The organism is Streptomyces sp. NPDC021224 (genome assembly GCF_044332905.1).
In the GTDB taxonomy this organism is placed as follows: Bacteria; Actinomycetota; Actinomycetes; order Streptomycetales; family Streptomycetaceae; genus Actinacidiphila.
Genome location: NZ_JBIRPW010000016.1, coordinates 158891 through 171318, shown reverse-complemented (window position 1 = coordinate 171318; position 12428 = coordinate 158891). Strand labels below are relative to the sequence as shown.

At 74.8% G+C, this 12428-nt stretch carries 12 protein-coding genes; 5 read left to right on the top strand and 7 right to left on the bottom strand.

All coding sequences use genetic code 11. The features are described 5' to 3' along the window. The 3 genes from ACH4PY_RS30215 (at position 1) to ACH4PY_RS30205 (ending at position 2955) form a co-directional block, all read left to right on the top strand. The gene (locus ACH4PY_RS30215; protein WP_398189912.1) at positions 1 to 843 is read left to right on the top strand and encodes an STM4011 family radical SAM protein; all 843 of its coding nucleotides are present in this window, start codon (positions 1 to 3) and stop codon (positions 841 to 843) included. Positions 844 to 915: 72 nt separating this feature from the next. After that, the gene (locus ACH4PY_RS30210; RefSeq protein ID WP_398189909.1) at positions 916 to 2220 is read left to right on the top strand and encodes an MFS transporter; all 1305 of its coding nucleotides are present in this window, start codon (positions 916 to 918) and stop codon (positions 2218 to 2220) included. 144 nt (positions 2221 to 2364) lie between these two features. Next, complete coding sequence (locus ACH4PY_RS30205) at positions 2365 to 2955, top strand: dihydrofolate reductase family protein (protein ID WP_398189907.1); 591 nt, start codon at positions 2365 to 2367, stop codon at positions 2953 to 2955. A 20-nt stretch (positions 2956 to 2975) separates the two neighbouring features. On the opposite strand, the gene ACH4PY_RS30200 is transcribed toward ACH4PY_RS30205, so the two are convergent. The 3 genes from ACH4PY_RS30200 to ACH4PY_RS30190 form a co-directional block, all read right to left on the bottom strand. Next, positions 2976 to 3602: an NADPH-dependent F420 reductase gene (locus ACH4PY_RS30200; protein ID WP_398189904.1), complete on the bottom strand. Its 627-nt coding sequence runs from the start codon at positions 3600 to 3602 to the stop codon at positions 2976 to 2978. 38 nt (positions 3603 to 3640) lie between these two features. After that, entirely contained in the window at positions 3641 to 4810 is a 1170-nt protein-coding gene (locus tag ACH4PY_RS30195; RefSeq protein WP_398189901.1) for a Rieske 2Fe-2S domain-containing protein, read from the bottom strand. A 154-nt stretch (positions 4811 to 4964) separates the two neighbouring features. Further along, on the bottom strand, positions 4965 to 5531 hold the full coding sequence (locus ACH4PY_RS30190; RefSeq protein ID WP_398189898.1) for a CGNR zinc finger domain-containing protein: 567 nt from the start codon (positions 5529 to 5531) through the stop codon (positions 4965 to 4967). 73 nt (positions 5532 to 5604) lie between these two features. Between ACH4PY_RS30190 and ACH4PY_RS30185 the strand changes: the two genes are divergently transcribed. Next, complete coding sequence (locus ACH4PY_RS30185; RefSeq protein WP_398189895.1) at positions 5605 to 6819, top strand: MFS transporter; 1215 nt, start codon at positions 5605 to 5607, stop codon at positions 6817 to 6819. 254 nt (positions 6820 to 7073) lie between these two features. Here ACH4PY_RS30185 and ACH4PY_RS30180 read toward each other — a convergent pair whose 3' ends face one another. Beyond that, positions 7074 to 7562 (bottom strand): YbaK/EbsC family protein, encoded by a 489-nt coding sequence (locus tag ACH4PY_RS30180; RefSeq protein ID WP_398189892.1) that lies wholly within the window; start codon positions 7560 to 7562, stop codon positions 7074 to 7076. Positions 7563 to 7690: 128 nt separating this feature from the next. Beyond that, positions 7691 to 8242 carry a helix-turn-helix domain-containing protein gene (locus tag ACH4PY_RS30175; RefSeq protein WP_398189889.1) on the bottom strand — a complete coding sequence of 184 codons (552 nt, stop codon included), beginning with the start codon at positions 8240 to 8242 and terminating at the stop codon, positions 7691 to 7693. A 236-nt stretch (positions 8243 to 8478) separates the two neighbouring features. Between ACH4PY_RS30175 and ACH4PY_RS30170 the strand changes: the two genes are divergently transcribed. Then, on the top strand, positions 8479 to 10041 hold the full coding sequence (locus ACH4PY_RS30170; protein ID WP_398189886.1) for a polysaccharide lyase family 1 protein: 1563 nt from the start codon (positions 8479 to 8481) through the stop codon (positions 10039 to 10041). An 81-nt stretch (positions 10042 to 10122) separates the two neighbouring features. On the opposite strand, the gene ACH4PY_RS30165 is transcribed toward ACH4PY_RS30170, so the two are convergent. Next, a complete protein-coding gene (locus tag ACH4PY_RS30165; RefSeq protein WP_398189883.1) occupies positions 10123 to 11223 on the bottom strand; it encodes an aldose epimerase family protein in 1101 nt (366 codons plus the stop codon). A 113-nt stretch (positions 11224 to 11336) separates the two neighbouring features. Then, positions 11337 to 12362 (bottom strand): LacI family DNA-binding transcriptional regulator, encoded by a 1026-nt coding sequence (locus ACH4PY_RS30160; protein ID WP_398189880.1) that lies wholly within the window; start codon positions 12360 to 12362, stop codon positions 11337 to 11339. Positions 12363 to 12428 lie beyond the last annotated feature (66 nt).

Below are 12428 nucleotides of genomic sequence, written 5' to 3'. Positions count from 1 at the left end.
ATGGACCTCACGCTCCTCTACCGCGGCCCGCTCGCCTCCTGCGACTACGACTGCCCCTACTGCCCGTTCGCCAAGCGCCGCGACATGCCCGCCCAACTGCGCTCCGACCGGGCGGCACTGGAGCGCTTCACGGACTGGGCCGCCGCGCAGGACGACACCCTCGCGGTGCTCCTCACCCCGTGGGGCGAGGGGCTGACCCGGTCCTGGTACCGGGAGGCGATCGTGCGGCTTTCGCACATGCCGCACGTGCGCCGGGTCGCGATCCAGACCAACCTCAGCGGCCGCACCGGGTGGCTCGCCGACGCCGACCGCGCCAAGGCGGCGCTGTGGTGCACGTACCACCCGGGCCAGACCCCGTACGACCGCTTCCTGGCCCGCACCCGGGAACTGGCCGCGCTGGACGTGCGGTTCAGCGTCGGGGTCGTCGGGCTGCCCGAGCACCTCGGCGCGGCCCGGCGGCTGCGGGCCGACCTGCCGGAGCGGCACTACCTGTGGGTCAACGCGGCCGAGGGGCACACCTACACCGACGCCGAGGCCGCGCGGTGGACGGCCCTCGACCCGCTCTTCCCCTACAGCCGGCACCCGCACCGCTCGGCCGGACTCCCCTGCCGCACGGGCGAGTCGGTGATCTCGGTCGACGGCGACGGGACCGTACGCCGCTGCCACTTCGTCCGCGACACCCTCGGCAGTCTCTACGACGGCTCCTTCCGCACCGCCCTCGCCCCGCGCCCCTGCCCGCTGGCGGTGTGCGACTGCCACATCGGCTACGTCCACCTGGAGTCGCTGCCGCTCTACGACGTCTTCGCGGGCGGCGTCCTGGAGCGCGTCCCCGCCGGGCGCTGACACCCGCGGACGGGCCGCGGCGCCGGAAAAGCCTTTGCGTCCGGCCGCCGTGACCAGGGACGATGCACGGCTGTGGAAAAAGACGACACCCCTCCGCGCACCGGCCGCCTGCGGGCGCTGCTGCCGGACGTGACGCCCTGGCGCACCTCGCGTGACTTCCGGCTGATGTGGCTGGCGGGGGTGATCACCACCTTCGGCAGCTTCCTGACGCTGGTGGCGCTCCCGGTGCAGGTCAAGGACCTGACCGGATCGGCGGCCGCGGTCGGCGCGATCGGCGCGGTGGAGCTGGTCCCGCTGGTCGTCTTCGGGCTGTACGGCGGGGCGCTCGCCGACGCCATGGACCGCAAGCTGCTGATCAACGCGAGCGAGGCGGCGCAGGGCCTGCTGTCGGCGGCGCTGCTGGTCAACACGCTGCTGCCGCACCCGGGGGTGTGGCCGCTGTACGTGGTGGCGGCGCTGTCCAGCGCGCTGACGGGTCTGCAGCGCCCGGCGCTGGACGCGATCGTGCAGCGGATCGTGCCGCGCGACCAGCTCGCGGCGGCGGCCGCGCTGAACGCCCTGCGCTACCAGGTCGGGGCCATCGCCGGGCCGTCGCTGGCCGGGCTGGTGATCGCCTGGGCCGGGCTGGAGTGGGCCTACGCCGCCGACACCGCTACCTTCGCGGTGTCGGTGTGCCTCGGTCTGGGGTTGCGCCGCTCCCCCGCCGCGCACGACGCCGCCCGGCCCTCGCTGCGCGGGATCGCGGAGGGCGCGCGCTACGCGTGGAGCCGCAAGGAACTGCTGGGCACGTACGCGATCGACCTGGCGGCGATGTTCTTCGCCTATCCGGCCGCGATCTACCCCTTCCTCGCCGACGACCTGCACGCCCGCTGGTCGCTGGGCCTGATGTACGCGGCCGGGTCGGTGGGCTCGCTGCTGGTCAGCCTGACGAGCGGCTGGGCCACCCGGGTGCACCGGCACGGCCGGATGGTGGTCCTCGCGGCCGCGGGGTGGGGCGCGGCGATGGCCGGTGCGGGCTGGGTGCGGCAGATCTGGCTCGTGCTGCTCTTCCTCGCGCTGGCCGGAGGAATGGACATGATCAGCGGTATCGGCCGCAGCACGATGTGGAACCAGACGATCCCGGACGCGCTGCGCGGCCGCCTCGCCGGGATCGAGCTGCTGTCGTACTCGGTCGGCCCGCAGCTCGGCCAGGTCCGCTCGGGTGCGGTCGCCGCGATGACCTCGGCCCGTACGTCGGTGTGGTCCGGCGGCCTCGCCGGGGTCGCCGCGGTCGGCCTGCTGGCGGCGTCGCTGCCCGCGCTGATGGCCTACGACGCGCGGACCGGCCCGGCGCCGCAGCAGGCGCCGCGCGCGCCGGAGGGCGCGGAGGCCGCCTGAGCGGGCGCGCCGGGGGCGCGGCGGCGGCCCGGGTGCGCGCGGCGACGAGGTCCCGGGCGTAGTGCGGTCCACCATGAAGGCGGGCGTCCGGCCCGCAGCCGCGGGAGACCGCCTCCCCCGGAACGGCCGGGGAGCGGGAGTGCCATGAGGATCGTCGTCATCGACCACATCACCCTGGACGGCGTCGTCCAGGCGCCGGGCCGCCCCGACGAGGACACCCGCGGCGGCTTCACCGCCGGGGGCTGGGCCGCCGAGCGCGCGGGCGACGAGACGGTCGCCCGGGTCTGGGCCGAGCGGCTGTCCGCCGGCAGCGGCTTCCTCCTCGGGGCCCGCACCTACCAGGACGTGCTGGGCCACTGGAACACCGAGGGCGGCCCCTTCCGCGAGGCGCTCAACGCCGCCCCGAAGTACGTCGCCTCGCGCACCCTGGCCGATCCGCTGCCGTGGCCGAACTCCACGCTGCTCGGCGGTGACGTACCGGCGGCGGTGGCCGCCCTTCGGCGCGCGCCGGGCAGGGATCTGCACGTCATGGGCAGCGGGGCGCTGGTCGCCTCGCTCGCGGCGCACGGCCTCGTCGACGAGTACGTGCTGTGCGTGCACCCGATCGTGCTGGGCTCCGGCCACCGGCTCTTCGCCGACGGCTTCGCACCGGCCGCGTTCGAGACCGTGGAGGTGCGCCCTGCGCCGAGCGGGGTGGTCGTCACCGTCTACGCGCCCGGCGACACGGCGCCGTAGCCCGCTCGGGCGCGGCGGCGTCAGGCGGCGTGCAGCGCCGCGGCCAGGTCGGCGGCGGGCAGTTCGGCGGTGTAGACGTCGGTGCCGGGCTGGTGCTTGCGGCCGCCCGCCGCGAGCGGGCCCGCGTCCACCGGGTCGAAGCCGATCTCGCGGATGAGGCCGGCCACCACCTTCTTGGCCTCGGCGTCGTCCCCGGAGACCGGGATGGCCAGCCGCTCGGGGTCGCCCTCGGGGCGGCCGCGGTCGCGCAGGTTCTCCCAGAAGATGGCGTTGAAGGCCTTCACCACGTCGCCGCCGGTGGCCGCGCGGACCTTCTCGCTGGAGGTGGTGGCGCCGTCGTCGAGGTCGGCCTCGTGGCCGTCGCGCTGCGGGTAGTAGTTGCAGGTGTCGATGACGATCTTTCCGCTCAGCTCGGCGCGCGGCAGCTCGTCGATCCGCCCGTAGGGGATGCTCACGACGGCCACCTCCCCGAAGCCCGCGGCCTCTGCGGCGGTGACGGCCCGTACCCCGCCGCCGATGTCGGCGGTCAGGCCCGCGAGCGTCTCGGGACCGCGGGAGTTGGCGAGCGCGACCTGGTGGCCGGCCGCGGCGAAGTGGCGGGCGAGCGTGGAGCCGATGTGGCCTGCTCCGATGATTCCGATACGCATGCGTCGTGCTCCTTGCGGTGAGGGGGGGTACGGGCCGTTCAGGACGTGCAGGGCGCGCAGGCCGGGGCGCCCGCGGGGCGCGGTTCCAGCGGGACGCCGTTGCGGCGCAGCACCTCGCGGACGTCCAGGATCAGCGGGAAGACCTCGTGGTTGCGGTCCTCGCCCTGCTCGTCCCAGGCGCGCTGCTCGGCCTCGACGGCCATCCGGTCCTCGGCGAAGACGCGTTCGGTGAAGCGCCGGATGAGCGGCCAGGCCAGCTGGAGCACGCCCGGGACGCGCGGCTTCTCGATCATGAGCAGCCCGTAGACGTGGCAGGTGCGCTGCTCGGCGTCCTCCGGGACGTAGGCCGCCCACAGCCGGAAGGCCGGGCGCTCGGCGCCCTCGGGGACCAGGTCGAGGGTCTGGTAGGGGTATTCGGTGCGGATGGTCATCACGTCGCTGGAGTCGGATCCGCCGAGGCCCTCCCGGGCGAGCAGCCCGGCGCCGCGGTTGCGTTTGCCGCCCTCGTGCCGGAAGAGGTAGCGGGCCTCGACCGACCGCGGGCCGGTGCGCGTGTCCAGCAGCCGCGGGCGCAGCCTGCCGACGACACCGCGGTGCAGGAACTGGTGGTTCATGTCGAGCAGGTTCTCGTGCATGAAGGAGTAGTGGCAGCGCACGGTGCGCGAGTACGTCATGGTCCGGTAGCCCGCCGGGCCGTACGCGGGCAGCTGCGGCAGCGTCGCGGTCTGCGCCAGGGCCGGGTCGCCGGGGAAGACGAAGACCATGCCGTAGGCCTCGCGGACGGGGTAGCCGCGCACGCCGCGCGGCGGCCGGGCGTCGCCCTTGGACAGGTACGGGATCTGCGAGATCCGCCCGTCCCCGCGGTAGGCCCAGGCGTGGTAGCAGCAGCGCAGCGTGTCGCCGTCCACCACACCCATGCTCAGCGGCACCTGGCGGTGGGCGCAGCGGTCCTCCAGGGCGTGCACGGAGCCGCTGCGGCCGCGGTAGAGGGCGATGCGCTCCCCGGCGAAGGCGGTCGCGACGGCCTTGCCGATGCGCACCTCGCGGGAGAGCGCGACGGGATACCAGTGGTCGGGGTGCAGGCCGACGCGCCGCAGGTCGGCCGGTGCGGGACGGCCCGGCTCGCGCTCCCCGGCCCGCCGGGCGGGCGCGGCGCCGTCGTCGTGCGGCTCGATCGTCGCGGTGGCCTCGGTGTCGTTGTCGGTCATGCCTCTCCCTCGCACGCGGGACGGCGGGGCGCGCGGGCGCGCCGCCGCGGGCGCGCCGGGAAACCCCCGGGCACTCCTCATCCTGGGCCGCCCCGGGCGGACCCGCCGGGTCTGCGCGCCCGGACAGGCGACATGGGCCCCGCGCGGGGCGCGGTCAGCCGGTCTGCCGGGCGCGGAAGGCGGCCGCCTTCGTGCGGTTCTGGCAGGCGGTGGAGCAGAACTGGCGGGCCGAGTTGCGGGAGGTGTCGACGTAGACGCGGTCGCAGGCGGTGGCCGCGCACACCCCGAGGCGCCCGGCGAGGCCGCCGCCGAGGAGGACGGCGAGGCCGGTGGCGCAGCCCGCGCCCCAGCCGACCGCGAGCGAGTCGTCGCGGCCGTGGAAGTGCAGCTGCCAGCCGCGGTCGGGGTCCCGGTCGAGCTGCGGCCGGGCGCCGCGGGCCAGCAGCAGCGCGTTGAGGGTCTCGGCCGCGTCGTCCAGCCGCCCGCCGCCCGCGGCCTCGAAGACCTCCCGCAGCCGCTGCGCGGTACCGGCCAGCTCGTCGGCCTCGGTCTGCGTGACGGTGTGCCGCGCCGGTACGGACAGCGCGGTTCGAACGGCCCGGCAGCGTTCCGGACCGCGTGGCGCGGTGTAGTCGCGGCCGCGCGCGCGGCCGTCCGTGAGGTCGTTCACGAGCGCCACGGACGCTTCCAGCAGCCTCTGCATGTGACTGTCGAACAGCACTTGACCAGTTACTCCCCTCGCACGTAACGTCGTCACCGACAATACCCGTTTCGCCAGTCACGGAGGTACTCCGGTGGGTCTGCCGCGCGCGGTCCGCGTCCTGCTCCTGGCCCGCGTCGTGAACCGGCTCGGCGCCTTCTCCGTCCCCTTCCTCGCCGCCCTGCTCACCACCGACTTCCACACCGGACTCGCCTCCGCCGGAGCGGTCACGGCGGCCTTCGGGCTGGCCTCCGTCCCCTCCCGGCTGATCGGCGGGCGGCTCGCCGACTCGCTGGGCGCCCGCCGTACCGTCGTCCTCGGCCTCACCGGCTGCGCCCTCGCCCAGCTGGGCCTGGCCGCGGCGCGGTCCGTCGGCACGGCCGCGCTCGCCGCCGTCGCCCTGGGGCTGGCCTTCGAACTGTACGAACCGCCCAGCCAGGCACTGCTGGCCGACCTCGCGGGAGCGGCCGGGAGGGTGCGGGCGTTCAGCCTCTTCAACGCCGCGCTCGCGCTCGGCGGCATCGGCGCCGGGCTGCTCGCCGCACTGCTGGGCCGCTGGGACCTGCGCTGGCTGTTCGTCGCCGACGCCGTGAGCTGCCTGATGTGCGCGGCCCTGGTGCACTTCGCCGTCCCGCCCGGCCGGAGGACGGGCCGCACCGGCGGCCCGGCGGCGGCCGCCGTGTCGCCGTGGCGGGACCGCCGACTGCTGGTCATGCTGGCCCTCGGCACCGGCTACGCCCTGCTCTACCTCCAGATCCTCACCGTGCTGCCGCTTTCCCTCGCCGCCCGCGGACTGCGCACCGCCGACGCCGGAGTGCTCTTCACCGTCTCCGCCGTCACGGTGGTCTGCGGGCAACCGCTGCTGCGCCTGCGCCGGGTGGCCGGGCTCCCCGCGCACACCGCGCTCGTCGCGGGCCACCTGCTGCTCGCGGTCGGGCTGCTCGGTTACGCGGCCGCCCACGGCCTGCCCGGCGCGGCCGCCGCCACGGTGCCCTGCGGGCTGGGCGAACTGCTCGTCATGGGCCGGGCGTACGCGCTCGTGGCCGACCTCGCCCCACCCGCCGCGACCGGCCGCTACCTCGCCGTCTTCGGCACCTGCTGGGGCTTCGCCGGAGTGGCCGCCCCGCTGCTGGGCACGCAACTGCTCGCCCGTACGGGTCCGGGCCCGCTGTGGTCCGCGATGGCGGCCCTGGCCCTCGCCCTCGCCGCCGCCCAGCTCCTCACCCCGCGCCCGCACCCCGCCAAGGACCCGGCACCCGGCGCGACATCCCCCGCCGGCGGACGGATCGCGGGCGAACCGGCGGGGTGAGCGGGGGTCGCGACGTACGCGTCCGGTTCCGGCGGCGACCGCGCCCCGGGCCCTCAGGGTGAGCGGGGCGGGCGGGGCGGCGCGAGACCTGGGCCCGGCCTGCGACCGGATCCCGGGGCCGGGGGCAACCGCGGCTCGCGGGGCGCCTGGGCGGCAGGCGGGCGTGACCGCCCGCGTTCGCGCGGTCGCGGCGCGAAAGCCGGTGCCGACCGGCCCGGGAGCGCGCGTCCGCCCGGCGGGCGAGGGCGGCGTGCTCAGTCCGCGGCGACCTTGACGGGCTGACCGCCGGTCAGGCTCACCAGCTGGCCGAAGGTCAGCGGCATCACGGTGTGCGGGGTGCCCGCGGCGGTCCAGACCACCGCATGCTCGCGCAGCGCCTCGTCGATCACCGTGCGCACGGGTGCGGGGTGGCCGATCGGGGCCACTCCGCCGATCGCCTGGCCGGTGATCCGGCGGACCTCGTTCGCCGAGGCCATCGCGGCCTCCAGCACCCCGGCGCTCGCCGCGAGCAGCGCGGTGTCGACGCGGTGCCGCCCGCTCGTCATGACGAGCAGCGGTTCGCCGTCGGCGAGGAAGAGCAGGCTGCTGGCGATGGCCCCGACCGGGCAGCCGAGCGCCGCCGCCGCCTGCGCGGCGGTACGGGCGGAGTCCGGCAGCTCGTGCACGCGGACGTTCAGCCCCGCGTCCTCGAGCTGCTGCTGAACGATGCGGCTGCGGGCGGGCAGTTGCCGGTCGTCGGTCATGGTGGAGCGTCCCTTCCGCGCGGGCCGGTCGGTCGGCCCGCGCCGTGTCGGTGTGCGGTAGTTCGGTGCTCGGGTACGCGAGTGCGCGGGTACGCAGGTACGTGCGGGACCCGCGCGGGGTCCGGCGTTCATCCGGCGGCGTCCTCCGGGCCGCCGTCCGGGTAGTGCATGAGGAGGACGATCTCGGCGGGGCCGCCGAGCGCGCGGAAGCGATGCGCCCGGTCGCCCGGGTAGCGCAGGCTCTCCCCGGGGCCGAGGTCGCGCTCGCCGCCCGCGGGTCCGACGCGGACCCGGCCGCGTACCACGGTCACGGTCTCCTCGACGCCCGTCGCGTGCGGCGCCGAGTCCTGCCGGGTCTGGGCCAGTTCGGCCCGGTAGACCTCGACGAGCTGCGGTCCGGCCGGCCAGCGGCCGAGCAGCACCGCCGCGACGGAGTCACCCCGGACGGCGCCCGTACCCGGGGGGCCCGCGGCGGACGGTCCGTCCGGCAGCAGCGCGCCGAGCGGGGCGTCCAGCGCGGTGGTGAGCGCGAAGAGGGTGTCGAGCCGGGCGCCGCGCCGGTCGTTCTCCAGCTCCGAGATCGTGCCCTTGCCGATCCCGCTGCGCCGCGCCAGCTCGGAGAGCGTGCATCCGCGCTCGTCCCGCAGCCGCCGCAGCCGCGCGCCCAGCGTCTCGTCCATCGCACCCCCACCACCGTTCTGTTAACAGAACACTAGCACGCCGTGCGGGAGTTCCCGTACCGCCCGGCACGGCGGAACCGCCCGGACGCGGCCGCCGTCCGGTAATTCCCCTTCCCCGTTTCCCTTTTCGGTTTCCGGCAGAACCCTTGCCAGTCCGTCAGAGGCCGCCCTATCCTCACCGCAAACAGAAAGCGCTTTCTAAATCGGGGGCTTATTTCGGAAGGAGAAACACCACGATGAGACGAGCAGCAGCCCTCCGGCTCGGCGCGGTCAGCGCGACACTGGCCCTCGCGGTCGCGAGCGGCGCGGTCCTGTTAGGCCGCCAGGCGGCGACCGCGGCGACGGCGACCGGCGCCACCGGCTACGCGAGCCAGAACGGCGGCACGACGGGCGGCGCGGGCGGGCAGACCGTGCGGGCCACCACCGGCGCGGAGATCAACGCGGCCCTGTGCAACCGGGCGAGTACCGGCACCCCGATCGTCATCCAGGTCGAGGGCACCATCAACCACGGCAACACCGCCAAGGCGTCCGGCAGTTGCAGCACCGCCGACGACGTCATCGAGCTCAAGCAGATCAGCAACGTCACGATCGAGGGCGTCGGCGCCGGCGCGGTCTTCGACCAGTTGGGCATCCACGTACGGCAGGCCAGCAACATCGTCATCCAGAACGTGACCGTCCAGAACGTCAAGAAGTCCGGCTCGCCCACCTCCAACGGCGGTGACGCCATCGGCATGGAGAGCGACGTCCACAACGTCTGGGTCGACCACGTGAGCCTGCTGGCCTCCGGCGGCGAGGACCAGGGCTACGACAGCCTCTTCGACCTCAAGGACAACACCCGGTACGTGACGCTGTCCTACAGCACGCTGCGCAACTCCGGCCGCGGCGGCCTGGTCGGGCACAGCGACTCCGACCTGTCGAGCAGCTTCATCACCTACCACCACGACCTGTACGAGAACATCGACTCGCGCGCCCCGCTGCTGCGCGGCGGCACCGCCCACATGTACGACAACTACTACGTGAGCCTCAACAAGTCGGGCATCAACCCCCGGGCCGGCGGCCACGCGAAGATCGACAACAACTACTTCAAGGACTCCAAGGACGTCATCGGGACCTTCTACACCGACCTGATGGGCTACTGGCAGGTCAGCGGCAACATCTACGACAACGTGACGTGGACCGCCGACGGCACCGAGAACCACCCCGCCGGGCCGGACCCGCAGTCGAACACGACGGTGAGCATCCCGTACCCCTACCCCATGGACCCGGCGAGCTGCGTGCCGTCGGTCGTCACCCAGACGGCGGGCGCAGGCAAGGGCCTGCGGGTGTCGGACGGCAACTGCGCGACGCAGTCGCCGACCGCGCCGCCCACCACCCCCACCCCGAGCACGTCCACCACGTCCTCCCCCACCACGCCGCCGACCCAGCCCGGCGGCGCCAACCTCAGCCTCGCCGCCGGGGCCGGCGCCGACGGCTCCAGCAAGGCCTCGGGCACCAGCTACGGCAACGTCCGCGACGGCGACCCGGCCACCTACTGGTCGCCGGACGGCACGACCGGTTCGGTCTCGGTCAAGTGGGGTTCCGCGACCGCGGTGTCCTCGGCCGTGATCCGCGAGTCCGCCGGGGCGGCCGGCCGCATCGGCTCCTGGAACCTGGTGGACGCCGACACCGGCGCGGTCCTGAGGTCCGGCAGCGGGGCTGGCACCATCACCTTCCCGCAGACCTCGTTGAAGAAGATCACCTTCCAGATCACCGCGTCGTCCGGCACTCCCCAGGTGGCCGAGTTCGAGACGTACGCCTGATCCGCATCCGCGTTTTCCGAGCAAGCGCTTTCCCTCACATGCCCGGTGGGAATCCCTTTTCCCGCCGGGCATGTGCCTCGGCTAACTCCCCGCCGCCGCGGCGGCCAGGTGCGGGAAGCGGAATTCGGTGCGGGTGTGGTGGGCGGTCGCGGGGCGCAGGACGGTGGAGGGGTAGCCGGGGCGGTTCGGGGAGTCGGGGAAGTGCTGGGTCTCGAAGCAGACACCGGTGTGGCGGGTGTACGGGGTGCCCTGCGGGCCGTGGTGGGTGCCGTCGAGGTTGTTGCCGGTGTAGAGCTGGAGGCCGGGTTCGGTGGTCCAGACCGTCATGCGGCGGCCGCTCGCCGGGTCGTCGACGCGGGCGGCGCGGCGCAGGGCGCCGGGGGTGGGCGCGGGGTCGAGGACGTAGCAGTGGTCGTAGCCGCCCGCGGCGGTGAGCTGCGGGTGGTCCTCGGCGATGCGGGCGCCGATCGGGCGCGGGTCGGTGAAGTCGAAGGGGGTGCCGGCCGCGGGCTCCTCGGGGCCGAGCGGGATGGCCTCCGGGTCGACGGGCAGGTAGGAGGCCGCGTCGAGCGCGAGGACGTGGCCGAGGACGTCCCCGGCGCCGGCTCCGGCGAGGTTGAAGTAGGCGTGGTGGGTGAGGTTGACGACCGTGGGGCGGTCGGTGCCGGCCCGGTAGTCCAGGGCGAGGGTGCCGTCGGCGTCCAGGGTGTAGGTGACGCTGACGTCGAGGGCGCCGGGGAAGCCCATGTCGCCGTCGGGGCTGTGCAGGTCGAGGACGAGGGAGACCGTGCCGTCGTCGGCGCGCGGGCCCGGCCGGGCCTGCCACAGCCGGCGGTGGAAGCCGTCCGGGCCGCCGTGCAGGGCGTGTCCGCGGTCGTTGGCGGGGACGCGGTGCACCGCGCCGTCCAGGGTGAAGCGGCCGCGCGCGATGCGGTTGGCGTAGCGGCCGACGACCGCGCCCAGGAAGGGCTGTTCGGCGGCGTACTCCGTCATCCCCGGCAGGCCGAGGACGATGTCGGCGGACCGCCCCTCGGCGTCGGGCACCCGCAGGCTGTGCAGGGTGGCGCCGTAGGTGAGCACCTCCGCGCTGACCCCGCTCGGGGAGCGGAGCGTCCAGCGGTGCACGGTCTCGCCACCGGGGGCGGTGCCGAAGGGCGCGCTGACGAGGGAGGCACGGGGCATGGTCGTCCTCGGGTACGGGCGGCCGGTACCGGCCGCGGTCGACTGGGGAGGGGGCCAGCATGTCAGGGCCTGGCAGGCGCCTGATCAGCGGGTTCCCGGATGCCGGGGCGGGTTCAGCTTCTGCGCACGGCGGTGGACTCGCGGGCGATGAGCCGGTAGCCGGGCTCGATACGGCGCGGGGCGGGGGGTTCCGCGCCGTCCCGCCGGTCGATGCGCTCGACGAGGCAGTCCACGGCGAGCCGGGCGAGGGCCGCCTTGTCCGGGGAGACGGTGCTGAGCGACACGTTCCCGTAGCGGCCCTCCTCGATGTCGTCGAAGCCGACGACCGCGACGTCGTCGGGCACCCGCAGGCCGCGTTCGACCAGGGTGCGCATCGCGCCGATGGCCATCAGGTCGTTGTAGGCGAAGACCGCGTCGGGGCGCTCCTCGCGGTCGAGCAGCGCGGCCATCGCGGCGGCGCCGTCCCGCCGGTCGAAGCCCTCGGTGGCCACGACCATCGACTCGTCGGGTTCCAGCCCGGCGGCCAGGATGGCCTGGCGCCAGCCGCGCAGCCGCAGATGGGCGGGCTGCCGGGTGCTCTCCCGGCGGGCGCCGAGGTAGGCGATCCGGGTGCGGCCGATGTCGAGCAGGTGGCGTACGGCGGCGCGGGCCGCCCCGACGTTGTCGACCATGATGTGGTCGTACGGGGCGTCGTACTCGCGCTCGCCCAGCAGCACCATGGGCGGGCCGTCGCCGCGCTCGGCGAGGTCCTCGTTCTCCAGCCGGATCGGGCTGAGGATCAGCCCGTCGATGACATGGGCGCCGAAGCCCCGGGTGACGAGCACCTCCTTCTCCCGCGATCCCGCGGTGTGGTCGAGCAGCACGGTCAGGCTGTGCCGGGCGGCGGCGTCGATGACGGCGCCCGCGACCTCCGCGAAGTACGGGTTGCCCAGTTCCGGGATGGCCAGCGCGATGATGCCGGTGCGGCCCTTGCGCAGATGGCGGGCGGTCAGGTTGGGGCGGTAGCCGAGGTCGTCGATCGCGCGCTGGACCCGCGCCCGGGTGGTGGGTGTGACGTGCGGGTAGTCGTTGACGACGTTGGAGACGGTCTTCACCGACACGCCGGCGCGCAGTGCGACATCTTTGAGGCTGACGCCCACGGCTTTCCTTTCTTGCGGGCTCTGGGTGGCGGGACGGGCCCGGCCGTGCGGTCACGGCCGGGCCCG

Excerpts from the sequence above, each read along its gene's own strand:
- ACH4PY_RS30175 (WP_398189889.1), bottom strand. The coding sequence starts at position 8,242 with ATGGACGAGACGCTGGGCGCGCGGCTGCGGCGGCTGCGGGACGAGCGC.
- ACH4PY_RS30165 (WP_398189883.1), bottom strand. The coding sequence starts at position 11,223 with ATGCCCCGTGCCTCCCTCGTCAGCGCGCCCTTCGGCACCGCCCCCGGT.
- ACH4PY_RS30215 (WP_398189912.1), top strand. The coding sequence starts at position 1 with ATGGACCTCACGCTCCTCTACCGCGGCCCGCTCGCCTCCTGCGACTAC.
- ACH4PY_RS30180 (WP_398189892.1), bottom strand. The coding sequence starts at position 7,562 with ATGACCGACGACCGGCAACTGCCCGCCCGCAGCCGCATCGTTCAGCAG.
- ACH4PY_RS30200 (WP_398189904.1), bottom strand. The coding sequence starts at position 3,602 with ATGCGTATCGGAATCATCGGAGCAGGCCACATCGGCTCCACGCTCGCC.
- ACH4PY_RS30170 (WP_398189886.1), top strand. The coding sequence starts at position 8,479 with ATGAGACGAGCAGCAGCCCTCCGGCTCGGCGCGGTCAGCGCGACACTG.
- ACH4PY_RS30205 (WP_398189907.1), top strand. The coding sequence starts at position 2,365 with ATGAGGATCGTCGTCATCGACCACATCACCCTGGACGGCGTCGTCCAG.
- ACH4PY_RS30195 (WP_398189901.1), bottom strand. The coding sequence starts at position 4,810 with ATGACCGACAACGACACCGAGGCCACCGCGACGATCGAGCCGCACGAC.